Raw genomic sequence first — 25,446 nt, 5'->3', positions numbered from 1 at the left:
CATACGCTCTTCTGGGCGTAGCTCTGCTTAGCGCAGCCAACAGCTTTGCTGCTGTATCACAGAGCCCATTAAGCCTCACTGTTGGCGTCCCGCCAAACATGTTGCTGACACTGGACGACTCGGGCAGTATGCGCTGGGCTTTCGCGCCTGATAGCATGGGAGTTACTCATACAACGCGCAGGGCAAAATCGAGCGATTACAATCCGATTTACTACAACCCTAACGTGATTTATAAAGCACCCATCGTTTTCACAACGGCGGGCGTCGAGCAACAGCTCTCAACGAGTTTCACTGCTGCTTGGCATAACGGTTTTAATACCACCGTAGGCTCAGTCGACCTTAGCAAGGCCAACTACCGCGTATCTTGGGACGTACCGATCACCAATGCACCTTCGAGCTATACGTACGCGAACTCCACAAACTACGGCGGAAGCACTGGAACCTTATTCCGCTTAGCGCAAAACCCCGCAGCAGACTTTAGCGCTAGCGCTAGCCGCACAACTAACGGTACCACCCCGGTTACCGTGGGCAACATCACCTTCGCTATTACCCGAACTGGCAAAAACAGCTGTACAGCGACCGCAACGATGGCAGGCGTGACTGCGACTGCGGCCTGCACCGGTTCTAACAATAACTTCACAGCCAGCTTAACCCAAGTCAGCGTCCCCCCTTATTATTACAAATATGACGCTTCTATCGCCCCGACATGCACCACTGTCAATGACAGTTGCTATCGTCTAAATTTTATCAGTACGGACGAACGTCAGAATTTCGCTAACTGGTACTCCTTTTACCGTAACCGAGCCCTTTCCACAGTAACTGCGGCTGCACTGGCGTTCTATGACTTGTCGCCCTCGGTGCGCCTAAGCTGGCAGAGCCTGGGTAACTGCACGACCTTCAGCAGTACCGACCCTAATAGCCAATGTAAAAACAACGCTTTCAAAGAATATTCCCCAACTCATAAGGGGCAACTCTACGCGTGGCTACGAACGATTGCCTTTGACAAAAGCACGCCCTTGCCAGCTGCTCTCAAAAGAGCTGGTGAGTTCTATACCACCAATACGCCGTGGCATAAAAACCCTAACGGCGCTGGTAATACCGCTCAGAACACATATGCCTGCAGGGCCAGTTATCACATTTTGATGACCGACGGGCAGTGGAACGCCACAACTACGATGCCAAGTAATTTCCGTCACGACGCGGCGAACTTCACGTTGCCCGACGGGCGGACCTACAGCCAACGCAAACCCTTTTACGACAGCACGAGCAATACGCTGGCTGACTTGGCGATGCACTACTGGGCTACAGATCTCAATCCAGATCTGGACAATGACTTGCCCGCGTACGTCCCGTTCAAGAGCGGAGACAGCACAGCAGACTACTGGGACCCGCGTAACGACCCGGCAACTTGGCAGCATATGACCAACTTTGTTATGGGCCTGGGGCTCACCGAGTCCTTGAACAATGCCAACGTACCCTGGGCCGGTAGTACATTCGCAGGGCAAGGTTATTCCAAACTGGTCGCAGGTACGGCCGACTGGCCAGCCGCCTCCAGCGGCAGCGATAATAACGTTTATGACCTCTGGCACGCTGCCATCAACTCTCGCGGCGAGTTCTTCAGCGTCGACAGCCCGGAGGCGATGGTTCAGGCATTTGATGACATCCTCTCCCGCATTGCCGACCGCAAGTCCACCGCGGCCAGGCCTGCAATCAACTCCGGCCAAGTCAGTACGGACGAGAATAATAACGGTACGGTCAAGACAGTCTCCTACCAGACATCCTATGCCAGCGACGATAATTGGTCTGGCGACGTCAAGCGCTTCGAAAAAGCCTGGAGTGCTCAAAACAACGCCTTCGAAACTTCCGAAGTATGGAGCGCCAAAAACCAGGTACCTGGCTGGCAAAGCCGCAACATCAAGATGGCCGGCGATACGAACAGCGGCTTGGTGGACTTCAACTGGAACAACGCCGGCGCAGCAAATACCGCTGGTACGCTGGCCAATCTCCTCAGCCGCGACCCGGAAAACAGCAATCTTCCGGACGCCCGAGGCGAGCAGCGCCTGCAGTATCTTCGTGGCAACCGCAGTGGCGAGAACTCAACGTTCCGCCAACGCAGCAGCGTCCTAGGCGACTTCTATTCATCTAGCCCTGCAGTGGTATCTGGGCCCCGCTACCTGGTTAACTTTAGCAATCGCCTGGAAGGCAACACCGCTTATTTGACATTCGCAACCAATATCGCTGGGCGGACGCCTCGCGTATATGTAGGCGGCAATGACGGCATGCTCCATGGCTTCAATGCACTTACCGGCGTCGAAGAATTTGCCTTCGTCCCCAGCGCCGTTTTCGCCAAGCTCAACAAACTGACCGGCACCAACTACAGTCATGAGTTCTACGTGGATGGCAGTCCAGTCGTAGCCGACGTTTACAACGGCACAGAGTGGCGCACCATCTTGGTTGGCACTTTGAAAGCCGGAGGCAAATCAATATTTGCGTTGGACATTACGACCCCCGGAAGCGAAGAGCTCCTTTGGGAGTTTGATGACAGCAGCTTACCGGACGATGCCGCAGCGAAAATGGGCTACAGCTTCTCGCAACCCACCATCGCACGCCTGCATACAGGAACCTGGGCGGTTGTGTTCGGCAATGGTTACGAAAGCGCCAACAACACCAACGGCAAGGCGGCTCTGTTCATCGTCGATGCAATGGAAGGCACCCTCCTCAAAAGCCTTGAGGTTGAAGGCGTAAACGGCATTGCCAACGGCCTTTCGACGCCGAAGCTTGCCGATTACAACGCTGACGGCGTGGCTGACTACGCCTACGCCGGAGACCTTCAGGGCAACGTCTGGCGTTTCGACCTGCTGCGCAATGGCCGCAGCGATTCGGCGCCATTCACCACGGAAGACGATGGCGAGAACGCGATATCCGATTTCGAAGTTGCCTATGGGGGCGCGCCACTGTTCAGCGCAGTTGCGAACACCGGTACCAATGCACGCCAACCTATCACTTCCGCTCCGAGCCTGGTGCTCCACCCTACCGGCTTCGGCTATCTGGTGGTGTTCGGTACGGGTAAGTTCTTTGAGACTGGTGACAAGGAAGGCGACAAGAGCATTGCCCAGACGGTTTACGGCATCTGGGACAAGCAGACACTGGGTGAGGAAGCCAGCGACCCCAACATCAGCAGCAGCCGCAGCAGCTTGCAGCAGCAAACCATCGAAACCCAGACAACTGTCGAGGCAAATGGCGCAACCCGCCAAGGCTTGGTATTGAGTGATAATAATGTTCGCTGGCAAGCGAGCGACAGCGCGCCAGCCCAGGATGGCTGGTACCTGAATCTTCGCCGGAGCCAAGGCGAGATGGTCGTGGAGAACATGTCGCAGCTGGGCCGCACGATCTTCTTCCAGACGCTGATCCCTAACGATGATCCATGTGGTGATGGCGCGAACAACTGGACCTACGCCATCAATCCCTTCACTGGCGGCAGAACCTCTCACAATGCCTTTGACTACGTACCAACCACGGATATCGGTACGACCAATGGCTCAGCGGTTCGTCAGGATGGCGAGGGCGGGGGTACGCTTTCCCAGGATTCCGACGGGACATACCAATACTGCACAGGTCAGGAGTGCATCAACGTCTACCCGGACCCCGCAAGCCTAGGCCGCCAAAGCTGGCGCCGTGTCGAACAGGAATAACAAGATGAATCCAGTATTGACGGAGCAGTCCATGAAGCGTACCGAGCGCGGTTTCACTCTGATTGAGCTCATGATCGTGGTCGCCATCATCGGTATCCTGGCAGCGATTGCCTATCCAAGCTATGACGAGTACGTCAAGCGCGGTAACCGCACCGAAGGCCAAGCCCTGCTGAGCGATGCATCCGCTCGGCAGGAGCGTTACTTCGGGCAGAACAATGCCTATATCACTTCAGACGCCGACATAGCAAAGCTTGGGTTGAAGAACGGTAATACCTCGGAAACTGGTAAGTACGAGCTAGCTGTAGAGGTCATCACTGACGGAGGAAGCCCTCCTCGGCCCATTGACGGCGGATATACGCTGACCGCAAAGCAAAAATTCGGCGACACCAAGTGCGGCAACCTAACCCTTAACGCCCTGGGCGCCAAAGACAGGAGCGGCAGCGGGAAGACTGCAGCGGAGTGTTGGCGCTAAGTCTTCAATTGAGCGAGCAACGCCCTTTAGCTGAAACAAAAACTGGGGCCTGTTAAAGGCCCCAGTTTGTTGAACAAGATACGAAGCAAGTCAAACAGCCCTCACCCGTAACTCCTTCGGCATGGAGAACGTGACGTTCTCCGGTCGCCCTTCCAGCTCGTCCATGCCTGTGGCACCCCACTCTCGGAGCTGCTCGATCACCCCACGCACCAACACTTCGGGCGCTGAAGCGCCCGCGGTGATGCCGATGCGCTCGATGTTCTCGAACCATTCACGCTTGAGGTCTTCGGCGCCGTCTATGAGATAGGCCGGTGTGCTCATGCGCTCCGCCAACTCGCGCAGGCGGTTAGAGTTGGAGCTATTGGGGCTGCCCACCACAAGCACCACGTCGCATTCGTCAGCGAGCTGCTTCACCGCATCCTGGCGGTTCTGAGTGGCGTAGCAGATGTCATCCTTGCGCGGGCCGCCAATGCTTGGAAACTTGCTGCGCAATGCGTCGATGACACGGCTGGTATCATCCATAGAGAGCGTGGTCTGGGTGACGAAGGCTAGCGCCTCGGGGTTACGTACCTGCAGCTTCGCGACGTCTTCCTCGTCCTCCACCAGGTAGATCGAACCGCCGTTACGCGAATCGTATTGCCCCATGGTGCCTTCAACTTCCGGGTGGCCCTGATGCCCAATCAGGATACATTCGCGCCCATCACGGCTGTACTTGGCAACTTCCAGATGCACCTTGGTCACCAGCGGACAGGTGGCATCGAAGACCTTCAATCCGCGCTTCTCCGCTTCGAGCCGCACAGCCTGGGAAACACCATGGGCACTGAAGATGACAATAACGTCGTCCGGCACCTGATCGAGCTCTTCGACAAAGATCGCCCCACGCGCACGCAGGTCTTCCACCACGAACTTGTTGTGCACCACTTCATGCCGTACATAGATCGGCGGGCCGAAGACTTCCAGAGCACGGTTGACGATTTCGATGGCGCGATCGACGCCAGCGCAGAAGCCGCGGGGATTGGCGAGTTTGATTTGCATGATTGATCTCGGCACGCGAAGGCTTGATGACGGGGGAGTGTAACGCGATACGTGCGGGCTTTCTCGGGTGCCCTTCGTCAGCCAGCGGACGCGAACGCCTCCGCCGACTGCGAGCCGGTTACACCGGTTTGACGTCGATGATTTCGACTTCGAACGTCAGGGTCTTGCCAGCCAGAGGATGGTTGAAGTCGACAGTGACCTGATTGTCATCGAAGGCCTTCACCACCCCTGGCAGCTCGGTGCGGGCCGCGTCCTGAAAGCTCACCATCAAGCCTTCGGAGAGCTCCATCCCGGCGAACTGGCTGCGCGGCATGACCTGGACGTTCTGCGGGTTGACCTGGCCGAAGCCCTGCTCCGGAGCAATCTGCAGAGTGCGCTTGTCACCAGCCTTCAGTCCATAGAGCTGCTGCTCGAAACCCGGCAGCAAGTTGCCATCGCCCACCTTGAAAGTGGCCGGTTTCTTGTCGAACGTGCTGTCGACCAGCTCGCCCGTTTCCAGGCCAAGCGCGAAATGCAGGGTGACTTCCTTGTCCGGCCCAATGCGCTGTTCAGTCATGTGCAGCTTCTCCGGTCTTGTTGCCCTTGAACATGTCCAGCGCCAGCATGACGGCACCGACGGTGATGGCGCTATCAGCGATATTGAACGCGGGGAAATACCAGCGGTTCTGCCAATGCACCAGAATGAAATCGACTACATGGCCTAACACCACGCGATCATAGAGATTGCCCAGCGCGCCGCCCAACACGAGCGCCAACGCTACTGCCAGCCAGGTTTCGTTTGCTTTCAGCCGCTTCAGCCAGACCACCAGCACGACACTGACGCCAACTGCGATCACCGCAAACAGCCAACGCTGCCAGCCGCCATGATCGGCAAGGAAGCTGAACGCCGCCCCCGTGTTGTACGCCAGCGTCCAGGCGAAGTAGCCCGGAATCACGTCGACCTTCTGGTACAGGCTGAAGTTGGCCTCAAAGTAGTGTTTGGTCGCCTGATCGAAGGCGATCACCAGCACACTGAGCCACAGCCAGGCGAGCCGACCGAAACGCGCACTCATTGCACAGCCTCCGGCTCGCTGATCGTCCGGCGCACATCACGCATAGTGACGAACCTCACCAGCACCTTCGATATTCTCCACACAGCGACCGCAGATGTCCGGATGCTCGGCATGCGTGCCAACGTCCGGCAGATGGTGCCAGCAACGACCGCACTTGCTATGTCCGGTCTTGCGGACCACCAGCTTGAGGCCGGCCAGCTCGCTCTCCACGGCCTCGGCTGGGGCCTGAGCCAGTGGTGCGATATCTACGGCAGAGGTGATCAGCACGAAGCGCAGCTCGTTGCCCAGCTTGGCCAACTCCGCAGCCAACGCGCCTTCTGCATACAGCGTGACTTCCGCCTGCAGATTGCCGCCAATGGTCTTGGCCGCACGCTGGTTTTCCAGCTCCTTGTTCACCGCGGTCTTGACCGCCATGACCTTGTCCCAGAAAGCGCGATCCAGCTCGGCGTCCTGTGGTAGCGCGGTCAGGCCCGTGTAATAGGTATTGAGCATCACCGATTCGTTGCGCTCGCCCGGCAGGTACTGCCAGATTTCCTCGGCGGTGAAGGCCAGGATCGGCGCGATCCAGCGCACCAGCGCCTCGGCGATGTGATACAGCGCGGTCTGGCAGGAGCGACGCGGCAGGCTGTCCGCACCAGTGGTGTATTGGCGGTCCTTGATGATGTCCAGATAGAAGCCGCCCAACTCCTGCACGCAGAAGTTGTGCACCTTCTGGTAGACGTTCCAGAAGCGATAGGTAGTGTAGGCCTCCTCGATCTCCTGCTGCAGCAGCAGTGCGCGGTCGATGGCCCAGCGGTCCAGGGCGATCAGCTGATCATTCGGCACCATGTGCTGCGCGGGATCGAAGCCGTCGAGATTCGAGAGCAGGAAGCGTGCGGTGTTGCGGATACGACGGTAGGCATCGGCGCTGCGCTGCAGGATCTGCTTGGATACCGCCATCTCGCCGGAATAGTCGGTGGCCGAGACCCACAGACGCAGGATGTCGGCGCCCATGCTGTCGGTAATTTCCTGCGGCGCGATGACGTTGCCGAGGGACTTGGACATCTTGCGGCCGTTCTCGTCCACGGTGAAGCCGTGGGTCAGCAGGCCCTTGTACGGTGCATGACCGTCGATGGCCGCGCCGGTCAGCAGCGATGAATGGAACCAGCCGCGATGCTGGTCGGAGCCTTCCAGATAGAGATCGGCACGCGGGCCGCTTTCGTGACCCATGGGGTGCGAGCCGCGCATCACATGCCAGTGGGTGGTGCCGGAATCGAACCAGACATCGAGGGTGTCGGTGATCTTCTCGTACTGCGCCGCTTCGCCGCCGAGCAACTCGGCTGCGTCGAGCTTCGACCAGGCCTCGATACCGCCCTGCTCCACACGCTGCGCCACGGCTTCCATCAGCTCGACGGTACGCGGGTGCAGCTCGCCGCTTTCCTTGTGCAGGAAAAACGGGATCGGCACGCCCCAGGTGCGCTGGCGCGAGATGCACCAGTCCGGGCGCCCGGCGATCATGCCGTGCAGGCGCGCCTGGCCCCAGGCAGGGACGAACTCGGTCTGCTCGATGGCATCCAGTGCACGGCGGCGCAGCGAGCTGCCGTCGTGGGCGACCTTGTCCATACCGACGAACCACTGCGCCGTAGCGCGGTAGATCAGCGGCGTCTTGTGCCGCCAGCAGTGCATGTAGCTGTGCTGGATCGACTCGTGCTTGAGCAGCGCGCCGACCTCGGCGAGCTTCTCGACAATAGCCGGGTTGGCTTTCCAGATGAACTGGCCACCAAAGAACGGCAGGTCGGAGACGTAGACGCCGTTGCTCTGCACCGGGCCGAGGATGTCGTCGTTCTCCATCCCGTAGTGCTTGCAGGAGCGGAAGTCGTCCTCGCCGTAGGCCGGCGCCGAGTGGACGATACCGGTACCGGCACCGGTTTCAACGTAATCGGCCAGGTAAATCGGGGCGAAGCGCTCGTAGAACGGATGACGGAAGCGGATCAGCTCCAGCACCTTGCCTTCGCAACGGGCGATGATTTCACCAGCCAGACCGTAGCGCTGCAGGCAGGACTCGACCAGTTCCTCGGCCAGCACCAGCAAGCGCTCGCCGGTGTCGACCAGCGCATAGACGAACTCGGGGTGCACGTTCAGTGCCTGGTTCGCCGGAATGGTCCAGGGCGTGGTGGTCCAGATCACGATGCTGGCAGGCTTGGCCAGATTCGGCAGACCGAACGCAGCAGCCAGCTTGTCGGCATCCTCGACCTCGAAGGCGACGTCGATGGCATCGGATTTCTTGTCCTGATATTCGACCTCCGCCTCGGCCAGCGCCGAACCGCAGTCGAAGCACCAGTTCACCGGCTTCAGGCCCTTGAAGACGAAACCGCCTTCGACAAGTTTGGCCAGGGCGCGGATTTCTCCCGCCTCATTGGCAAAGTCCATGGTCTTGTACGGGTTGTCCCAGTCACCCAGGACGCCGAGGCGGATGAAGTCGGCCTTCTGCCCTTCGATCTGTTCGGCCGCGTAGGCACGGCAACGCTCGCGGGTCAGATCGGCCGGCTGGTTCTTGCCGAAGGTGGTCTCGACCTTGTGCTCGATCGGCAGACCGTGGCAATCCCAACCCGGCACATAGGGCGCGTCGAAACCAGCCAGGGTGCGCGAGCGGACGATCATGTCCTTGATCACCTTGTTCACCGCGTGGCCAATGTGAATATTGCCGTTGGCATACGGCGGGCCATCGTGCAGGACGAACTTCGGGCGACCTTCGCCGATCTGCCGCAGCTTCCGGTACAGGTCAATGCTGTTCCAGCGCTGCAGAATCTCCGGCTCGCGCTGTGGCAGACCGGCCTTCATCGGAAATGCCGTGGACGGCAGATTGAGGGTCGCTTTGTAATCGGTCATTTCAGTCCTGGCTCGTCATGAGTGGTGAAGCCCGCCAGTAATCGCGGGCAGCGGCGATGTCGGCTTCGATCGCCGTCTTGAGCGCCTCCAGCGAGGCGAAACGCTGCTCGTCGCGCAGCTTGCGATGGAAGGTGACCTGCACCAGACGCCCATACAGGTCGCCCTGATAATCGAGCAGATGCACTTCCAAGTGTGGTTTACCGTCACTTTCGACCGTGGGTCGCATGCCGATGTTGGCGACACCGGCAAGCGACTTGTCGTCCAGATCGAGACTGACCAGAAACACGCCACTCAGCGGCGTGTTGCGGCGTTTGAGCTGCACATTGGCAGTTGGCGCGCCGAGCTGGCGGCCCAGTTTCTGCCCGTGCATGACCCGGCCAGTGATACCGAACGGTCTGCCGAGCAGTGCTTCGGCGCAGGCCAGGTCACCCTCCGCCAGCACCTGACGCAGCCGCGTGCTACTGACCCGCTCGCCGTCCACCTCAATGGTGGTGGCGGCCTCGACCGAGAAGCCTTCGGCCGCGCCGGCCTTGAGCAGGAAGTCGAAATCGCCGGCGCGGTCGCAACCGAAACGGAAATCGTCACCGACTTCCAAATGCCGTACACCCAACCCTTCCACCAGCGTGGCGTGGACGAATTCAGCGGCACTCAGCTCTCGCAGGCGGCGATTGAAGGCCAGACACAACACCAGATCGACGCCCTGCTCGCTCAACAGCTGCAGTTTTTCACGCAAGCGGGTGAGCCGCGCTGGCGCCTTGTCCGGCGAAAAGAACTCACGCGGTTGCGGCTCGAAGATCACTACGCAGCTGGGCAGGCCCAATTCGGCCGCACGCTCGCGCAGCCGCGCCAGGATGGCCTGATGCCCCCGGTGCACGCCGTCGAAATTGCCGATGGTGGCGACGCAGCCCCGATGCCGGGGTCGCAGATTGTGAAGGCCTCGAACCAGCTGCATACCGCACTTCTTGCTTGAAAAGTGGCCGATTATACGCACGTGCCGCGCATCCCGGACAGGTTTGCTCCGCCCGTGAATCGTCGATCAATGCCGCAAATGCCGCGGTCGCAGCCCGGTCAGCAACAACCCGGCGGCGAATGCCGCGAGCCCTGCGCAAACGAGAATCCCCAACCGCAGCGCTCGCTGCTGCCAGCCCCAGACGAACCACTCCTGCGCCGGCACGTTAAGCCACCAGACCGTCGCCACCATCGCCGCACAGGCAGCTGCCAGGCGTAACCCGAACAGCCACCAGCCCGGTGCAGGACGGTAGACGCCAACCTTGTACAGCCCCCAGAACAGCAGCACAGCGTTGAGCATCGACGACAACGAAGTCGCCAGCGCCAGCCCGACATGCTGTAACGGCCAGATCAGGATCAGGTTCATTACCATGTTCGCGACCATGCAAATGACCGCGACGCGTACCGGCGTCTTCAGATCCTGACGAGCGAAGAAACCCGGCGCCAGCACCTTGATCAGCATGAACGCCAGCACGCCGAGAGAATAGGCCTGCAGCGCCCTGGCCGATTGCACCACCGCCTCCTCGCTCATGGCGCCGTAATAGAACAGGCTGGCGATCATTGGCTCGGCGAGAATACCCAGCGCCAGCGCAGCGGGAACGCCTACCAGCAGCACCATGCGCAATGCCCAATCGACCGTTGCGGAGAACGCCTTTGGATCGTCTCCGGCATGCTGGCGCGACAAGCTCGGCAAGATCACCGTGCCAATCGCGATGCCAAACGCCCCCAACGGCAGCTCTGACAGGCGATCGGCGTAATACAACCAGGACACGCTGCCGGTCTGCAGAAAGGAAGCCAGCACTGTATCCAGCAACAGATTGATCTGACTGACCGAGACACCGAACAGCGCCGGCACCATCAGCAGCATGATGCGTCGAACGCCCTCGTCACCCCGCTTTACCTTTGGCCGCGGCAGCAGGCGAAGCTTGGCGACATACGGCAGCTGGAAGGCCAGCTGGGCGAAACCGGCAATGAACACGCCCCAGGCCAGCGCCATGATCGGCTGATCGAAATACGGGGTCAGGAACACCGCCGACATGATCATGCAGACATTGAGCAGCACAGGCGTGAATCCGGGCACCGCGAAATAGCCGTAGCTGTTCAGCACCCCCGAGGTGAAAGCCGTCAGCGAGATCAGCATCAGGTAGGGAAAGGTGATGCGCAGCAGCTCGCCAGCCAGCTGCATCTTCCCCGGATCATCATGAAAGCCGGGCGCGAAGACCATTACCACATAGGGCGCAAACAGCACGCCCAGCGCAGTCAGCCCGGCAAGGATGAGCCCGAGCATACCGGCGGTGCGATCCACCAACTGCTTGACGTCCTGCAGCGTGCGCTTGGTGCGATATTCCGAAAGCACCGGCACGAACGCCTGAGCGAATGCACCCTCGGCAAACAGCCGGCGCAGAAAGTTGGGAATCTTGAACGCAATGAAGAACGCGTCGGCCGCAGCCCCCGAACCGAAGTAGCTGGCGACGACCATATCGCGTACCATGCCCAACACGCGTGACAGCAGGGTCATGACACTGACCACGGCGCTGGAGCGCAACAATCCGCCCTTGCCGGTTTTTTCGGACATTTGTCTTCCTAGAATTGCAGCGAGATTGATCGACCGAACGCTCAGCGCCGGCCGGATCGATGGCCAGTTACGACACGAAAAGAGGCGGCGAGTTTAGCCGCAGCCCTTCTGTCCGACCAGCTTCTCAAGCCATTCGACCGGGCTTGACAAGCGCCCTTCGCGTCGGCATGATTCGCGGCCTTATTTGCTTTGCAATCCCCCAAGTTTTCGAGGAGTTCGACGGTGGCCAACAGCCCTTCCGCCAAAAAACGCGCAATTCAGGCTGAGAAGCGTCGCAGCCACAATGCCAGCTTGCGCTCCATGGTTCGTACCTACATCAAGAATGTGGTCAAGGCCATCGACGCCAAAGACCTGGACAAGGCTCGCACAGCCTACACTGCTGCTGTGCCGGTCATTGACCGCATGGCCGACAAAGGCATCATCCACAAGAACAAAGCTGCTCGTCACAAGAGCCGCCTGAACGGCCACATCAAGGCCCTCGGCGAAGCTGCTGCAGCCTAACTGCAGGTTCTTGAAAAAAACCGGCCTAGCGCCGGTTTTTTTATGCCCAAATTTTGCCCCACTCGCGAAGGATGGGCCGATGCGCAAATTACGGCGCAACCGGCCAAGGCAGAATCGGAATCGCCGTCACCGCATTCTGCGGGCTACCCTCGATGACGCGATCGCTGTAGACCAGATAAACCAAGGTATTACGCGACTCATCAAAGAAGCGCACCACCTGCATGGTCTTGAACACCAGCGAGGTGCGCTCCTTGAACACTACATCGCCATCTTTGAGCTTGCCGTTGATGCGAATCGGCCCCACCTGGCGACAGGCGATGGACGCCTCGGCACGATCCTCCGCGAGCCCCAGCCCGCCCTTGATCCCACCGGTCTTGGCGCGAGACAGATAGCAGGTCACACCATCTACCAAGGGATCGTCGAACGCCTCCACGACGATCTTGTGATTCGGCCCGAGCCACTTGAAGACCGTATCCACCTCACCGATCTGCTCGGCGAACGCCAGCGAAGGGATGAGCAACCCAAAAACCAGCGAAAAATTGGCTAAACGCATCCTCACCTCAGACCAGAATCATGTTGTCGCGATGGATAAGCTCCGGCTCGTCGACATACCCGAGCAGCTTTTCAATTTCATCTGATGGCCGCCCAAGGATGCGCTGCGCCTCGGCTGCACTGTAGTTCACCAGACCGCGCGCGACCTCCGAACCCTGCGGACCGACACAGACGACCATCTCGCCACGACGAAACGCCCCCTGCACAGCCCTGACCCCAACCGGCAGCAGGCTGCGATTGCCCTGACGCAGCGCGTGCACAGCACCGTCGTCCAGCGTCAGCGTGCCACGAGTCTGCAGGTGCCCGGCCAACCATTGCTTGCGCGCCGCATGCCGACTGCACTCCGGCGCCAGCAGCGTCCCCAGGCGATCACCCGCCTTGAGCCGCGCCAGCACCTGCTCGATGCGCCCACCAACGATCACCGTATGCGCGCCAGAGCGCGCTGCCAAGCGCGCCGCACGAAGCTTGGTCTGCATGCCGCCACGCCCCAGCGCCCCTCCCGTGCCGCCAGCCACTGCATCCAACGCAGGATCGTCGGCGCGCGCCTCACTGATGAGATTGGCTTGAGGATTGAAACGCGGATCGGCGTCGAACATGCCGTCCCGGTCGGTCAGGATGACCAGCAGATCGGCCTCGACCAGGTTGGCGACCAGTGCAGCAAGCGTGTCGTTGTCGCCAAAGCGGATTTCGTCAGTGACCACCGTGTCGTTCTCGTTGATGACCGGCACCACACCGAGATCAATGAGCGTACGCAGCGTGCTGCGCGCATTGAGATAGCGCTTGCGGTCCGAGAGATCGTCGTGGGTGACGAGAATTTGCGCCGTCTGCTGATCGCAGCGAGCGAAGCTGGATTCCCAGGCGCGAATCAAGCCCATCTGTCCGACAGCGGCGGCCGCCTGCAACTCATGCACAGCCTTCGGTCGAGAGCTCCAGCCAAGACGACTCATGCCCGCAGCAACCGCACCCGACGACACCAGCACGAGCTCCACACCTGCCTCGCGCAAGGCCACCATCTGATCGACCCAGACCGCCATCGCAGCCTGATCGAGCCCGCGGCCGTCGGCGGTCAGCAGCGCACTGCCGATCTTGACCACCCAGCGCCGCGCACCGCTCACCTTGTCCCGCATTGTTCCCGCCTTCTATACGGCCAAAACACTTCCGGATCGGACTGCGCACGAGGCAGCCCACCGACCACTCGCCTGACCAGGCCGCGCAGCGGCCCGGGGTTCGACTTAGCGCACGTAGATGATCTCGGCACCACCCTCGTCATCATCATCGTCATCGAAGTCGTCGTCTTCGACCTCATCGGCCGCCTTGACGCCAGCGCGGCGCAACGCACGCTGATCATCCAGCTCCTGCAAGCGGGCCCGCGCCTCATCCTCGATCTGGCGATCGAGCTCGGCCAGGGCCTCGGCGTAATCAGGCTCTTCGGCGATGCGCACAGTGCGCTCATCCAGATAACGCATGATCGCCTGACTCAGCGCCTCGGTACCCTCGCTCTCCAGCGCGGAGATGACGAATACAGGACCCTTCCAGTCCAAACGCTCGACCACCTGCCGGACACGTTGCTCACGCTCGTCTTCCAGCAGCTGATCAGCCTTGTTCAGCACCAACCAGCGATCGCGCTGCGTCAGCGCCGGGCTGAACTTCTCCAGCTCATGCAGGATCACCTCCGCCGCATCAGCCGGGTCGCTACCATCTAACGGAGCCATATCCACCAGGTGCAGCAGCAGGCGAGTACGCGCCAAGTGCTTGAGGAAGCGAATCCCCAGCCCCGCGCCTTCGGCCGCCCCCTCGATGAGCCCCGGAATGTCGGCAATCACGAAGCTCTTGTAGCGTCCAACGCTGACAACACCGAGGTTCGGCACCAGCGTGGTGAACGGGTAGTCAGCGACCTTGGGCTTGGCCGCCGACACCGAGCGAATGAAGGTGCTCTTGCCGGCATTCGGCAAGCCCAGCAGGCCGACATCCGCCAACACCTTCAGCTCGAGCTTGAGATCACGAGCATCACCCGGCTTGCCCGGCGTGGTTTGCCGCGGCGCGCGATTGGTGCTGGACTTGAAGCGCGTATTGCCCAGCCCATGCCAGCCGCCTTGAGCCACCAGCAGGCGCTGCCCCGGCTTGGTGAGATCGCCCATGATCTCCTGGGTAGCCGCATCGATGATGGTGGTACCAACCGGCACCGGCAGGACAAGATCCTCACCCTTGGCGCCTGTACAGTCGGCACTACCGCCCTTCTGCCCGTTCTGCGCATTGAAGCGACGGGTGTAGCGGTAGTCCACCAGCGTGTTGAGGTTCTCGTCGGCCTCCAGATACACCGAACCGCCGTCACCGCCATCGCCGCCGTTGGGGCCACCCTTTTCGATGAACTTCTCACGACGAAAGCTCATCATGCCGTTGCCGCCGTCGCCGGCCTTTACAAAAATCGATACTTCATCGACGAATTTCATGGGAACGCCTCCCGTCGCAGGACGGGCTTAGGAAACAAGAAACGTAAGGGTCTTGCAAAAAACCCAGCGAAAACTGAATGAGCACCGAGCAGTTCTTTGCAAGAGCCTCACAGGATACAGAAACAAAAAAGCCCCGTCGCATGACAGGGCTTTTCCAGCAACGACGCAGTTAGGCTGCGACGACGCTCACGTAGCGACGGCCAAAAGCGCCCTTCACTTCGAATTTGATCACGCCTTCCACTTTTGCGAACAGGGTGTGATCCTTACCCATGCCAACGCCGTAACCGGCATGGAACTGGGTGCCGCGCTGACGCACGATGATGTTGCCGGCCTTGATGGCCTGGCCGCCGTACATCTTCACGCCAAGGCGTTTGGCTTCTGAGTCGCGACCGTTGCGGGTAGAACCGCCAGCTTTTTTGTGTGCCATGAGTTCAATACTCCTATAAGGGGATTCAGGCCCGATTAGCCCTGAATACCGGTGATTTTGACCTCAGTGAACCACTGACGGTGGCCCTGACGCTTCATGTGGTGCTTACGACGGCGGAATTTGATGATGGTGACCTTGTCGTGACGGCCCTGGGCGATCACTTCAGCGGTAACCTTGGCACCATCGACCACCGGAGCGCCGATCTTTACATCATCGCCGTTGCCGATCAGCAGAACGCGGTCAAAAGTGACAGCTTCGCCAGTCGCAACTTCGAGTTTTTCAATCTTGAGGTATTCGCCTTCGGCGACCTTGTATTGCTTGCCGCCGGTTACGATAACTGCGTACATCTGTGTATCTCCGTTGATCCTGCTCACCCAGCGCTTTGAAAGAATGATTAGTGGCTGGCATGGCTGCATGGGGCCGGAAGGTGACGCCCGTGCAATTGCGTAAGGCAGGGAAATGCCCAGGGGGAAGTTCAGGGTCCGCGATTGTACGCATGCGATACACCCCGCGCAATAGCCAACTGGAGTTGCCTTGACAGTGCCAGACCCGCCCCCTAGCATGCCGCGCAATCTGCGAGGAGTCCCCGATGCAACCCCAGCCTTTCTATCAAGTTGTGGCGGACGATTTTGCCGCTGTCGACGGCATCATCCGCAAGCAACTGACTTCGCGCGTTCCTCTGGTGGAAAAGATCGGGGACTACATCACCTCGGCCGGCGGCAAGCGCCTGCGCCCTCTGCTGGTACTGCTCAGCGGCAGTGCACTCGGGCATCAGGGCGATCAATTACGCTTGCTGGCTGCCATCATCGAGTTCCTGCACACCTCCACGCTGCTACATGACGATGTGGTCGACATGTCCGGCATGCGCCGCGGCCGCTCCACCGCCAACGCCCTGTGGGGCAATGCGCCAAGCGTACTGGTTGGCGACTTTCTATATGCACGTTCGTTCGAAATGATGGTGGAACTGGATTCCATGCCGGTGATGCGCATCATCTCCCAGGCAACGCGCGTCATTGCCGAAGGCGAAGTACTGCAGCTGTCGAAGGTCCGCGACGCCAGCACCACCGAAGAAATCTACATGGAGGTCATCCGCGGCAAGACCGCGATGCTCTTCGAAGCCTCGACCCACAGCGCCGCCACCCTGGCCGGCGCCAGCGAGGAACAGCGTGAAGCGCTGCGCACCTTCGGCGATCACCTCGGCATCGCCTTCCAGCTGGTCGACGATCTGCTCGATTACCAGGGCGACGCGGAAACCCTCGGCAAGAACGTCGGTGACGACCTCGCCGAAGGCAAGCCTACCCTTCCGCTGATCTACACCATGCGCGAAGGTACCGCCGAACAGGCCGCTCTGGTGCGCAAAGCCATCCAGAAAGGCGGCCTCGAAGACCTGGAAAGCATCCGCGCCGCTGTCGAGGCATCAGGTGCGCTGGACTACACCGCCAAGCTTGCCCGCGACTATGCCGAACGCGCCGTTGCCTGCCTCGAAGTGATTCCCGCGAATCAGTATCGTGATGCCCTGGTCGAGCTCTGCCGCTTCGCCGTGGCGCGCACCCACTGACACCCCAGCAATGTCGACGCTGCGCTTCGAGCGCAGCCTTCACCTCGACCGTTGACCCCTCACCTCCACCCTCATCGGGGAATATTTGCGCTTGCATATTTGCAAATAACAATTATTCTCATTACGAGAATGATTTGGAGGTAACGCATGACTTATCTGATAGATGCCTGGCTGGATCGCCCGCAACCCTACCTGCGCATACTCGACCGGAATACCGGCGCCGTATGCGTTTCACTCGAAGGGGATGCACTGGAAGAGTTGCGAGAACAAGGTGATCTCGATGTGCAGGAGTTGAGCACGAGTGAACCCTGCGTGCTCAAGGAACAGGTTCGAAACCTGTTCCTCTTCAGCTATGCCCGCGCGCTGCGGCCCTGACCAGTACGCAATACCTAGATCGAGAGCCGCACACGGGCAAAGCGGTCAGGGCTCACCAGCAGCTTGTCGGTAACCGATTAGTCGCCGACCACAGACGCTACGCCCCAGCAGCCGGACTCAGAGCACGTCCAGCAGTTCGACGTCGAATACCAGCGTGCTGTGCGGCGGGATACTGCCAACGCCCTGAGCACCATAGGCCAGCTCGCTCGGTACATACAGGCGCCACTTGCTGCCGGCATTCATCAGCTGTAGTGCTTCGGTCCAGCCGGCGATCACGCCGCCTACCGGGAACTCGGCAGGCTGGCCACGCTGATAGGAGCTGTCGAACACACTGCCGTCGATCAGCGTGCCGTGGTAATGCGTGCGCACACTGTCCTCGCGGGACGGTTTGGCGCCCTCACCGGTCGTCAGCACTTCGTATTGCAGCCCCGACTCCAGCACCACAACGCCTTCGCGCTTGGCATTCTCGACAAGGAAGGCGCGACCTTCGGCGGCGGCGGCTTCAGCCTTCTGCTGCGCTTCAGCCTGCATGCGCTCACGGATGACCGCGAAGCTGGCGTTCAGCGCTTCCGGGCTGACCTGGCTGGCAACACCGGCAAACGCATCACGAATACCGGCGATCACCGCATCGAGACTGACGCCCGGCGGGGGATTGTCACGCAGCTGGTCGCCCAGCTGGCGGCCGATGCCGTAGCTCACACGGGTTTCGTCAGTGGATAGATTGAGGTCGGTCATGCCGGGCTCCGAGAGGAAAAAAGGTCGGCCAGCCTAGCACAGCTGAAGCGAGCGGACGCAGCCACCCACGCCGCATTGCCGCCGGCAGTGCCTCCATTACCTGCCCTGCCGATTGCGCCGACAGCGTTCGGAGCAATAACGCACCTCATCCCAGCAGCGCGACCACTTCTTTCGCCAGGCAAACGGCAAGTTGCAGGCGGCACAGCACTTGAATGGCAGGTCCGCTTTCCTTCTCACAGCGCGTCCTCGGCATCCAGCCGCGCCAGCAGCGACTCGCCACGCTCCCACAGCGCCTGCTGCTTGCTGCCTTCCATGCGCGCGAGGTTGCGATAGACCATGCTCATCCGCGGATTACCCTGCAACTGCTCGCGGTGGCGCATGAGAAAGTGCCAGTACAACGCGTTGAACGGGCAGGCATCGTCTGTCGTGCTCTCGCCCACCTTGTAAGAGCAATCCTGACAATAGTTGGACATGCGTTTGATGTACTGGCCACTGGCACAGTAGGGCTTGGAGCCCAGGTAGCCGCCGTCGGCGTGTAGCACCATGCCCAGCACGTTGGGCAGTTCCACCCAGTCGAACGCATCCATATAGACCGCCAGGTACCAATCGCACAGCGCGGGCGGCGCAATGCCGGCGAGCAGCGCGAAATTACCGGTCACCATCAGCCGCTGGATATGGTGAGCGTAAGCATGCTCCAGCGTCTGCCCGATCACCTGGCGCATGCAGTTCATGCGCGTCTGCCCGGTCCAGTAGAACCCCGGCAGCGGCCTGGAATTGCCGAGGGCATTGCGTTGCGCATAGTCAGGCATCTGCAACCAATAGATACCGCGCACATACTCACGCCAGCCAATCAACTGGCGAATGAAGCCCTCGGCAGCGTTCAGCCCGACTCGCCCCTGCCGGTAGGCCGCATCCACGTCATCACACAGGCGGCGCAGGTCAAGCAGGCCGACGTTGAGCGCGGCGCCGACGCGCGCATGGAACAGGAACGGTTCGCCGCTGGCCATGGCGTCCTGGTAGTCACCGAAAGCGGCCAAGCCGAAATCGAGAAAATGCAGCCAGAGCTGTTCGGCCTCGGCGTGGGTGACGGGGTAATCGAAGCCGTCCAGACGGCCGTAGTGATGCGCGAAATGCTCGCTCACCAACGCCTGCACAGCGCGCGTGGTTTCGTCAGCGGCGAAGCGCAAGGTGATCGGGCCGTGCAATCCGCGTGGCAGCGGCTTGCGGTTGTCCGTATCGAGATTCCATACACCGCCCTCCGGTGTACCATCCGGATTCAGCAGAAGGCCCGTTTGGCGACGCATCTCGCGATAGAAGAACTCCATGCGCAGCTGTCGCTTGCCACTGGCCCAACTGGCGAACCCGGTCCGCGAGCAGAGGAAGCGGCGGTCGGCATGCCAGGTGATCGAAAGCCCACTGCTCTTGAGCGCCTGTTCGACCCGCCAGTCACCGGCCTCGGTGACATGGATTTCGTCAGGTCGATACCATGCGGCGAAGCGCGCCAGCTCCCCGGCCAGCGAACCGCTGTTGGCAGGATCGTCGAGTGTCACGTAATCCACTGTGATTCCGCGTTTGCGCAACGCCTCAGCGAAGTGCCGCATGGCGCTGAACAGAAAGATGATCTTCTGCGGGTGATGCGGGACGTGTCCGGCTTCTTCAGCGACCTCAGCGAGCAGCACCCGGTCACGCGTCGGATCGAGCCCATCCAGGGCGGAGAGCTCGAAGCTCAACTGGTCGCCGAGCACCAGGCGCAGTGCGGCAACGCTCACGACCAGTTCTCTTGATGCTTACCGAACAGGGCGCTACCGACGCGCCTGCCGCCGGCCGTCACCACTGGGACCGCATGCCGACCGGCACGCGCAACGGCTCGCGGACGCCCTCGGCAAGACCGCACATCTCGTCGTACGGTGATTGCTGCACCAGATGAAAGGGCAGCTCCGGTAGCTCGCGTAACAGATCACGAGCGTGCTCGACGGACCGCAGATGCCACACATCGCCGCGCGCGTCGATCAGACTATGGCGCTGACCCTGCAGGTAGATGTCGAGAAGATAGATGCCGCCCTCGAGCGAAATCAGCTCGAGAGCGTCGATACGCCCAGCGTGGGCATGAGTGGCGAGATTCTGAAGGTTCATGGCGCTTGCCCATTTGAAAAGCAGTACAGAATATTTAACAAAAAACCAATTCTGTACAGCTTTTCAGGTTTAGCACCTGCGGAGGGACGATCAGTGCTTGGTGAGCTTGTCGAGATAGCCCATGGCGAACGCCGAGACCACAAAGGTCAGGTGGATGATCACGTACCACATCAGCTTTTCGCTATCGAGCTGCTGGGCATCCATGAACATGCGTAGCAGGTGAATCGACGAGATTGCGACGATGGAGGCAGCGACCTTCATCTTCAGCGATCCGGAATCCATCTTGCCGAGCCAGTCGAGCTTTTCCTTGCCTTCCTCGATATCGAGCTGAGAAACGAAGTTCTCGTAGCCGGAGATCATCACCATCACCAGCAGCCCGCCAACCAGCGCCATGTCGATCAGCGACAGGAGCTTGAGAATCAGCTCGGCCTCACTGAGCGCGAGAATCGCCGGGAGGATATGGAAGATTTCCTGAAAGAACTTGATCGCCAGCGCCAGCAGCGCGAACGCCAGACCGAAATAGATGGGCGCCAGCAGCCAGCGGGCAGCGTACATGGCATTTTCGAGGATGCGCTCCATGAGGTCTCACAGCAGAAAATGAGGAAGGCGCGAGTATACGCAGCCGCGCCGAGCGCACCAAGGCAGGCCAAGGTGCGTTTGGCGCATGTGGATAAGAAATTCATCGGCTCCGGTGAGGCGCCGCTGCAGCCAGCCAGAAACGCGAACGGTTTGCAATGAGGCACGCTTAGGGGCGCGACTCCCAGCCACCGAGAAAGCGCGCCTGGTTGGCGTTCACTCGACGCAGCTCAGCCTGCATGTGCAACTGCCAGATGGACGGGTCATCGGATTCGCAGTAGCCCTGCCCCATCAGGTTGTCGGCGATCGCCGCCAGGACCGATTCGGCCATCGCAGGCCCATGGAATGGGCCCTGGACCTTGATTGCCGTGGGCTGCCCGTCTGCAAGTCCAGCCGCACAGAGCAATGTCCACAGCCCATTGCCGCCGGCAAGCGGGCGTATGACGCATTCGATTCGGGTAACCAGGCCCAGGCACTGGCGGTTCAGACAAAGATTGTGTGGCATGACGGCAGTCCTCGCGTCGGGCCGACGCGGGAACATCCTGTGCGGATGTAGCGCGAGAGCCTGTTTATCCCCTGAAGCTGTGGATAATCCTGTGGATGGAGGGTGGATGCCCTCCTCCACTGCAGACCCGCCGCGCGCGCTATCGTTCCGTTCAAAAACCGCACAATGGCGAGCGTTACTTGCTCCCCTCGGACTCGGACGCTCCTTGCTCCGCTTGTGCCGGCTCGCTCTTGCCTTCTTCCTCAAGCTCGATCTCGGCAATGTCGCGCAACCGCTCGACCACCCGGGCATTCACGCTGCCCTTGGGGAAATGGCCCTGCTCGTTGGTTGTACCCACATCTTCACCGACCAGCAGCGACAACGCTTCGTCCACCTGCCTGACAGCATAGACGTGGAACTGCTGCTGGCGTACGGCCTCCAGCACGCGTTCGTCGAGCATCAGCGTGGTGACATTGGCGAAGGGAATGATTACCCCCTGCTCGCCGGTCAGCCCGCGTGCCTCGCACAGGCGGAAAAAGCCCTCGATCTTCTCGTTGACCCCGCCGACCGCCTGCACTTCACCGAACTGGTTGATCGAGCCGGTGATGGCGAAGCATTGCTTGAGCGGCGTGCGTGAGAGCGCCGAGATCAGCGCGCAGCACTCACCCAGCGAGGCACTGTCACCGTCGACGTAGCCGTAGGACTGCTCGAGCGCGATGCTTGCCGAGATTTCCAGCGGAAACTCTTGGGCGTAGCGGCTGCCGAGGTAGCCGGTGAGGATCATCACGCCCTTGGAGTGAATCGGTTGACCGAGATTGACCTCGCGCTCGATGTCGACGATCCCCGAACCACCGGGATAGACGGTGGCAGAGATGCGCGCCGGCATGCCGAATGCCGAGTCGCCGACTTCCAGTACGGTCAGCCCGTTGCACTTGCCGATCGCCGCACCTTCGCTGTCGATCAGAATCACTCCGGCCAGGATGTCTTCGAGAATCCTCGCCGAGACGCGACCGGTGCGCGTGGCCTTGGCCTTCAGTGCACGCTCGATATGGCCGACATCGGTAACCTCATCCTTGGCCAGCTGGCGGATGAAATCAGCCTCGCTGACCAGCTGGAACAGATCGCCGATACGCGCCGACAGCCGCCCCTGATGCTCGGCCAGGCGTGCACTGTAGGTCGCCAGACGGGCGACGGCCGCGGCAGTAAGCGGTGCCATGCCCTCTTCCGAGGTACGGGTCTTCATCAGTTGGGCGAACTGCTCGAGGCTATCCTCGGCCAGCGGGATGTCCTCGTCGAAATCGACCAGCACGCGGAACATCTCCTGGAAGTCCGGATCCAGATCCTGCAGCGTGTAATAGAGCTGGCGCGAACCGATGATGATGACCTTCACGTGCAGCGGAATGACCTGCGGCGTCAGCGTCACGGTGGCCAGGCGGCCGAGCTCGGCGAGTGGCGATTCCATCTTCAGCTTGCGCGATTGCAGGGCGCGCTTGAGCGCTTCCCAGACGAAGGGCTCGCTGAGCAGCTTTTCCGCCTCCAGCATCAGGAAGCCGCCGTTGGCGCGGTGCAGCGCACCTGGACGCAACTGGCGATAGCTGGTGTAGAGTGCGCCCTGATCGGTGTTGTACTCGATGCGACCGAACAGATTGTCGTAGGTCGGGTGCGGCTCGAACACCACCGGCGCGCCACCATCAACCGGGTGACCGACCACTAGGCTCGGGCTGTATTGCTCTTCCAGCAATACACGGTTCTGCGCTTCCGGACGGTTTTCGTCCACCAGCTGCTCGACCACAGTCTTCAGCAGATTGACCTGCACGGCCTGCAGGTACGCTTCGATACCGGCGTTCTCCGCATACTTCTCCGACAACGGTGCCAGCAGCGGCTGCAGTGCCTGGCTGATGGTCTCGTCATTGAGCTGGCGCAGCTGGTTGGTCGACTCGCGCTTCCACTGCGGCAAGCTGGCGAGCTCCTCGTTCAGACGCACTTCCAGCCCGGAAATGTCTTCGTGATAACGCTCGCGCTCGGCTTCGGGCAGCTGGGCGAACTCGGTTTCGTCCAGCGCCTTGCCTTCCTTCATGGGCGTGAAGGCGATATTGGTGCTGTCGCGATAGAGAGCGATCTCCTTTTCCAGGGCGAGCTTCTCGATCACATCCAGCGCCTTGTCGTAGCGCTGATTGAAGCCGCGGTCGATGGCGCTCTTCTTCTGCTGGAAACTCGGATGCTCGAATACCGCCGGAAAGGTCGCCAGCAGGTTGTCGATCAACTGATTGATATCGGCGATGAACGCCGTTGCGCCGCCGTGAGGCAACTCCAGCACACGCGGCTCGCGAGGCTCGTCGAAGTTGTTCACGTAAACCCAGTCCGACGGCGTATCCAGACGCTTGCCTTCGGCCTTGAGGTAGCGCCGTACGAACGAGAAGCGTCCGGTGCCCGGCTCTCCCATCACGTAGACGTTGTATCCCGGACGCGGCATGGCCACGCCGAACTGCAGCGCCTCGACCGCGCGCTCCTGGCCGAGCACACCGAGAAACGGCTCCAGTTCAGAGGTGTCGTTGAAGTTGAATTGGCTGGGCTCGAAGGGACGGGTCAGCGCATCGGGTGCCAGGCGCAAGCCGGCAGCGACAGTTTCAGGCATCGGGAATCCTTGCTGGGGTGGCTCGTTGGCCACGATTGATGCCGTCATTCTGGCGCTGCGCCGGTCGCGCCGCAAGGCTGATACCCGGCTAACCCAGCCTCGCCACGACGCTGCATAGCCGAGGCACATGGATGGAAATCGCGAGCCGACTGCGAATCGACACAAGCAGAAACATTTCGTCGCGCCCACTACGCCCGACCGCCTTGATGCAGGTCAAGCGGTCGCTTGACGAAAAGGCGCCTCCTAGAGCCAGCCAACACAAAAGGAGCTTCCGTGATGCGCCCCTCTATTCCGCTATTGCTTAGCAGCCTACTAATGACCAGCGCAGCGAACGCAGATGAGCTGCGTGAGCGCGCCAACGCGATGTTCAAACCGATTCCCGACAAGGTCACCGAGGTCCGCGGTCAGAAGGTCAGCGAAGATCAGGCAATGCTCGGTCACAAGCTCTGGTTCGACCCGCGCCTGTCCAGCAGTCACGTCATCAGCTGCAACACCTGCCACAACCTGAGCATCGGCGGCAGCGACAACGTGCCAACCTCGATCGGTCACGGCTGGCAGAAGGGCCCGCGCAACTCGCCCACCGTGCTGAACGCCGTATTCAACGCCGCGCAGTTCTGGGACGGACGCGCCAAGGATCTGCAGGAACAGGCCAAGGGCCCGGTCCAGGCAAGCGTGGAAATGAACAGTACGCCCGAGCGTGTCGTCTCGACGCTGCAGAGCATTCCGGAGTACGCCGCCGAGTTCAAGAAGGCCTTCCCCAACGACAAGGAGCCGGTCAGTTTCGACAACATGGCCTACGCCCTGGAAGCCTTCGAAGTCAGCCTGACCACGCCGAACTCGCCGTTCGACCGCTTCCTCAAGGGTGAGGACGGGGCGCTGGACGACAAGCAGAAGCAGGGTCTCGCCCTGTTCATGGACGCCGGCTGCTCTTCCTGCCACAACGGCGTCAACCTTGGTGGCCAGGGTTACTTTCCCTTCGGCGTGATCAAGAAGCCCGGAGCCGAAGTGCTGCCGACCGGCGACAAGGGTCGCTTCGCGGTGACCAATACCGCCAGCGACGAGTACGTCTTCCGTGCCGCGCCGCTGCGCAATGTCGCGTTGACCCCGCCTTACTTCCACAGCGGTGAGGTCTGGGAGCTCGAACAGGCCGTTGCCATCATGGGTGACAGCCAACTGGGCCGTAAACTGGACAAGGACGAAGTCAGCGCGATAACCGCGTTCCTGCACAGCGTGACCGGCGAGCAGCCGCAAGTCGCCTATCCGGTACTTCCCGCCAGCACCGCGAACACTCCGAAGCCAGAGTGATCGCTCCCCGTT

Annotated in this window: 24 protein-coding genes; 6 read left to right on the top strand and 18 right to left on the bottom strand. The window is 60.7% G+C overall.

What is annotated here, in order from left to right:
* Nucleotides 1-98 precede the first annotated feature (98 nt).
* Both LO50_RS11045 and LO50_RS11040 read left to right on the top strand, forming a co-directional pair.
* Nucleotides 99-3,692 carry a pilus assembly protein gene (locus LO50_RS11045; protein WP_236690580.1) on the top strand — a complete coding sequence of 1,198 codons (3,594 nt, stop codon included), beginning with the start codon at nucleotides 99-101 and terminating at the stop codon, nucleotides 3,690-3,692.
* Nucleotides 3,693-3,723: 31 nt separating this feature from the next.
* The gene (locus LO50_RS11040; protein ID WP_044315026.1) at nucleotides 3,724-4,164 is read left to right on the top strand and encodes a type IV pilin protein; all 441 of its coding nucleotides are present in this window, start codon (nucleotides 3,724-3,726) and stop codon (nucleotides 4,162-4,164) included.
* A 90-nt stretch (nucleotides 4,165-4,254) separates the two neighbouring features.
* On the opposite strand, the gene ispH is transcribed toward LO50_RS11040, so the two are convergent.
* The 6 genes from ispH to murJ form a co-directional block, all read right to left on the bottom strand.
* The gene (gene ispH, locus LO50_RS11035) at nucleotides 4,255-5,199 is read right to left on the bottom strand and encodes a 4-hydroxy-3-methylbut-2-enyl diphosphate reductase (protein WP_044315015.1); all 945 of its coding nucleotides are present in this window, start codon (nucleotides 5,197-5,199) and stop codon (nucleotides 4,255-4,257) included.
* A gap of 118 nt (nucleotides 5,200-5,317) precedes the next feature.
* Nucleotides 5,318-5,755: an FKBP-type peptidyl-prolyl cis-trans isomerase gene (locus tag LO50_RS11030; protein WP_014595906.1), complete on the bottom strand. Its 438-nt coding sequence runs from the start codon at nucleotides 5,753-5,755 to the stop codon at nucleotides 5,318-5,320.
* Nucleotides 5,748-6,251, bottom strand: a complete 504-nt coding sequence (gene lspA, locus LO50_RS11025) for a signal peptidase II (protein ID WP_044315014.1) — start codon at nucleotides 6,249-6,251, stop codon at nucleotides 5,748-5,750. The genes LO50_RS11030 and lspA overlap by 8 nt, the downstream gene beginning before the upstream one ends.
* 36 nt (nucleotides 6,252-6,287) lie before the next feature.
* Entirely contained in the window at nucleotides 6,288-9,119 is a 2,832-nt protein-coding gene (ileS, locus tag LO50_RS11020; protein WP_044315013.1) for an isoleucine--tRNA ligase, read from the bottom strand.
* Nucleotide 9,120: 1 nt separating this feature from the next.
* The gene (gene ribF / locus LO50_RS11015) at nucleotides 9,121-10,071 is read right to left on the bottom strand and encodes a bifunctional riboflavin kinase/FAD synthetase (protein ID WP_044315012.1); all 951 of its coding nucleotides are present in this window, start codon (nucleotides 10,069-10,071) and stop codon (nucleotides 9,121-9,123) included.
* A gap of 84 nt (nucleotides 10,072-10,155) precedes the next feature.
* Complete coding sequence (murJ, locus tag LO50_RS11010; RefSeq protein ID WP_044315011.1) at nucleotides 10,156-11,703, bottom strand: murein biosynthesis integral membrane protein MurJ; 1,548 nt, start codon at nucleotides 11,701-11,703, stop codon at nucleotides 10,156-10,158.
* Between the two features lie 222 nt (nucleotides 11,704-11,925).
* On the opposite strand from murJ, the gene rpsT reads away from it, so the two are divergent.
* Entirely contained in the window at nucleotides 11,926-12,204 is a 279-nt protein-coding gene (rpsT, locus tag LO50_RS11005) for a 30S ribosomal protein S20 (protein ID WP_003281567.1), read from the top strand.
* Between the two features lie 88 nt (nucleotides 12,205-12,292).
* On the opposite strand, the gene LO50_RS11000 is transcribed toward rpsT, so the two are convergent.
* From LO50_RS11000 to rplU, 5 genes are all read right to left on the bottom strand, one after another.
* The gene (locus tag LO50_RS11000; RefSeq protein WP_044315010.1) at nucleotides 12,293-12,757 is read right to left on the bottom strand and encodes a CreA family protein; all 465 of its coding nucleotides are present in this window, start codon (nucleotides 12,755-12,757) and stop codon (nucleotides 12,293-12,295) included.
* A gap of 7 nt (nucleotides 12,758-12,764) precedes the next feature.
* Nucleotides 12,765-13,883, bottom strand: coding sequence for a glutamate 5-kinase (gene proB / locus LO50_RS10995; protein ID WP_014821447.1), 1,119 nt, complete (start codon nucleotides 13,881-13,883; stop codon nucleotides 12,765-12,767).
* Nucleotides 13,884-13,988: 105 nt separating this feature from the next.
* A complete protein-coding gene (cgtA, locus tag LO50_RS10990) occupies nucleotides 13,989-15,206 on the bottom strand; it encodes an Obg family GTPase CgtA (RefSeq protein WP_044315009.1) in 1,218 nt (405 codons plus the stop codon).
* A 169-nt stretch (nucleotides 15,207-15,375) separates the two neighbouring features.
* Nucleotides 15,376-15,633 (bottom strand): 50S ribosomal protein L27, encoded by a 258-nt coding sequence (gene rpmA, locus LO50_RS10985; RefSeq protein WP_003281574.1) that lies wholly within the window; start codon nucleotides 15,631-15,633, stop codon nucleotides 15,376-15,378.
* Nucleotides 15,634-15,668: 35 nt separating this feature from the next.
* Nucleotides 15,669-15,980 (bottom strand): 50S ribosomal protein L21, encoded by a 312-nt coding sequence (rplU, locus tag LO50_RS10980; RefSeq protein ID WP_003302133.1) that lies wholly within the window; start codon nucleotides 15,978-15,980, stop codon nucleotides 15,669-15,671.
* Nucleotides 15,981-16,222: 242 nt separating this feature from the next.
* On the opposite strand from rplU, the gene LO50_RS10975 reads away from it, so the two are divergent.
* Both LO50_RS10975 and LO50_RS10970 read left to right on the top strand, forming a co-directional pair.
* A complete protein-coding gene (locus tag LO50_RS10975) occupies nucleotides 16,223-17,191 on the top strand; it encodes a polyprenyl synthetase family protein (protein ID WP_041014886.1) in 969 nt (322 codons plus the stop codon).
* A gap of 147 nt (nucleotides 17,192-17,338) precedes the next feature.
* Nucleotides 17,339-17,566: a PA4570 family protein gene (locus tag LO50_RS10970; protein ID WP_003302130.1), complete on the top strand. Its 228-nt coding sequence runs from the start codon at nucleotides 17,339-17,341 to the stop codon at nucleotides 17,564-17,566.
* Nucleotides 17,567-17,683: 117 nt separating this feature from the next.
* Here the strand turns inward: LO50_RS10970 and bamJ are convergent, their stop codons facing one another.
* The 7 genes from bamJ to LO50_RS10940 all read right to left on the bottom strand — a co-directional run bounded on the left by bamJ (nucleotide 17,684) and on the right by LO50_RS10940 (nucleotide 24,129).
* Nucleotides 17,684-18,301 (bottom strand): BamJ family beta-barrel-assembly machinery protein, encoded by a 618-nt coding sequence (gene bamJ, locus LO50_RS10965; protein WP_014821449.1) that lies wholly within the window; start codon nucleotides 18,299-18,301, stop codon nucleotides 17,684-17,686.
* A 96-nt stretch (nucleotides 18,302-18,397) separates the two neighbouring features.
* Nucleotides 18,398-18,538: a DUF2256 domain-containing protein gene (locus LO50_RS24130; RefSeq protein WP_080902094.1), complete on the bottom strand. Its 141-nt coding sequence runs from the start codon at nucleotides 18,536-18,538 to the stop codon at nucleotides 18,398-18,400.
* Nucleotides 18,535-20,070, bottom strand: a complete 1,536-nt coding sequence (locus tag LO50_RS10960) for a cryptochrome/photolyase family protein (RefSeq protein WP_044315008.1) — start codon at nucleotides 20,068-20,070, stop codon at nucleotides 18,535-18,537. Before LO50_RS10960 ends, LO50_RS24130 begins: the two co-directional genes overlap by 4 nt.
* Before the next feature lie 58 nt (nucleotides 20,071-20,128).
* The gene (locus tag LO50_RS10955) at nucleotides 20,129-20,434 is read right to left on the bottom strand and encodes a DUF6482 family protein (RefSeq protein WP_014821452.1); all 306 of its coding nucleotides are present in this window, start codon (nucleotides 20,432-20,434) and stop codon (nucleotides 20,129-20,131) included.
* Between the two features lie 90 nt (nucleotides 20,435-20,524).
* The gene (locus LO50_RS10950) at nucleotides 20,525-21,013 is read right to left on the bottom strand and encodes a TIGR00645 family protein (protein WP_003302125.1); all 489 of its coding nucleotides are present in this window, start codon (nucleotides 21,011-21,013) and stop codon (nucleotides 20,525-20,527) included.
* Nucleotides 21,014-21,179: 166 nt separating this feature from the next.
* Entirely contained in the window at nucleotides 21,180-21,515 is a 336-nt protein-coding gene (locus LO50_RS10945) for a PA4575 family protein (protein WP_014821453.1), read from the bottom strand.
* A gap of 175 nt (nucleotides 21,516-21,690) precedes the next feature.
* Nucleotides 21,691-24,129: a Lon protease family protein gene (locus LO50_RS10940; RefSeq protein ID WP_044315007.1), complete on the bottom strand. Its 2,439-nt coding sequence runs from the start codon at nucleotides 24,127-24,129 to the stop codon at nucleotides 21,691-21,693.
* A gap of 276 nt (nucleotides 24,130-24,405) precedes the next feature.
* On the opposite strand from LO50_RS10940, the gene LO50_RS10935 reads away from it, so the two are divergent.
* On the top strand, nucleotides 24,406-25,434 hold the full coding sequence (locus LO50_RS10935) for a cytochrome-c peroxidase (protein WP_038657144.1): 1,029 nt from the start codon (nucleotides 24,406-24,408) through the stop codon (nucleotides 25,432-25,434).
* Nucleotides 25,435-25,446: the final 12 nt, after the last annotated feature.

The sequence above is a fragment of the Stutzerimonas stutzeri genome (assembly GCF_000935215.1).
Lineage (GTDB): Bacteria > Pseudomonadota > Gammaproteobacteria > Pseudomonadales > Pseudomonadaceae > Stutzerimonas.
This window is presented reverse-complemented; position numbering and strand designations above follow the sequence as displayed.

Excerpts from the sequence above, each read along its gene's own strand:
- LO50_RS11040 (WP_044315026.1), top strand. The coding sequence starts at position 3,724 with ATGAAGCGTACCGAGCGCGGTTTCACTCTGATTGAGCTCATGATCGTG.
- LO50_RS11000 (WP_044315010.1), bottom strand. The coding sequence starts at position 12,757 with ATGCGTTTAGCCAATTTTTCGCTGGTTTTTGGGTTGCTCATCCCTTCG.
- LO50_RS10950 (WP_003302125.1), bottom strand. The coding sequence starts at position 21,013 with ATGGAGCGCATCCTCGAAAATGCCATGTACGCTGCCCGCTGGCTGCTG.
- LO50_RS10945 (WP_014821453.1), bottom strand. The coding sequence starts at position 21,515 with ATGCCACACAATCTTTGTCTGAACCGCCAGTGCCTGGGCCTGGTTACC.
- ribF (WP_044315012.1), bottom strand. The coding sequence starts at position 10,071 with ATGCAGCTGGTTCGAGGCCTTCACAATCTGCGACCCCGGCATCGGGGC.
- ispH (WP_044315015.1), bottom strand. The coding sequence starts at position 5,199 with ATGCAAATCAAACTCGCCAATCCCCGCGGCTTCTGCGCTGGCGTCGAT.
- LO50_RS10935 (WP_038657144.1), top strand. The coding sequence starts at position 24,406 with ATGCGCCCCTCTATTCCGCTATTGCTTAGCAGCCTACTAATGACCAGC.
- LO50_RS10970 (WP_003302130.1), top strand. The coding sequence starts at position 17,339 with ATGACTTATCTGATAGATGCCTGGCTGGATCGCCCGCAACCCTACCTG.
- bamJ (WP_014821449.1), bottom strand. The coding sequence starts at position 18,301 with ATGACCGACCTCAATCTATCCACTGACGAAACCCGTGTGAGCTACGGC.
- rpmA (WP_003281574.1), bottom strand. The coding sequence starts at position 15,633 with ATGGCACACAAAAAAGCTGGCGGTTCTACCCGCAACGGTCGCGACTCA.
- LO50_RS11030 (WP_014595906.1), bottom strand. The coding sequence starts at position 5,755 with ATGACTGAACAGCGCATTGGGCCGGACAAGGAAGTCACCCTGCATTTC.
- LO50_RS10975 (WP_041014886.1), top strand. The coding sequence starts at position 16,223 with ATGCAACCCCAGCCTTTCTATCAAGTTGTGGCGGACGATTTTGCCGCT.
- LO50_RS10955 (WP_014821452.1), bottom strand. The coding sequence starts at position 20,434 with ATGAACCTTCAGAATCTCGCCACTCATGCCCACGCTGGGCGTATCGAC.
- lspA (WP_044315014.1), bottom strand. The coding sequence starts at position 6,251 with ATGAGTGCGCGTTTCGGTCGGCTCGCCTGGCTGTGGCTCAGTGTGCTG.
- LO50_RS10940 (WP_044315007.1), bottom strand. The coding sequence starts at position 24,129 with ATGCCTGAAACTGTCGCTGCCGGCTTGCGCCTGGCACCCGATGCGCTG.
- proB (WP_014821447.1), bottom strand. The coding sequence starts at position 13,883 with ATGCGGGACAAGGTGAGCGGTGCGCGGCGCTGGGTGGTCAAGATCGGC.
- murJ (WP_044315011.1), bottom strand. The coding sequence starts at position 11,703 with ATGTCCGAAAAAACCGGCAAGGGCGGATTGTTGCGCTCCAGCGCCGTG.
- rplU (WP_003302133.1), bottom strand. The coding sequence starts at position 15,980 with ATGTACGCAGTTATCGTAACCGGCGGCAAGCAATACAAGGTCGCCGAA.
- ileS (WP_044315013.1), bottom strand. The coding sequence starts at position 9,119 with ATGACCGATTACAAAGCGACCCTCAATCTGCCGTCCACGGCATTTCCG.
- LO50_RS11045 (WP_236690580.1), top strand. The coding sequence starts at position 99 with ATGTTGCTGACACTGGACGACTCGGGCAGTATGCGCTGGGCTTTCGCG.
- cgtA (WP_044315009.1), bottom strand. The coding sequence starts at position 15,206 with ATGAAATTCGTCGATGAAGTATCGATTTTTGTAAAGGCCGGCGACGGC.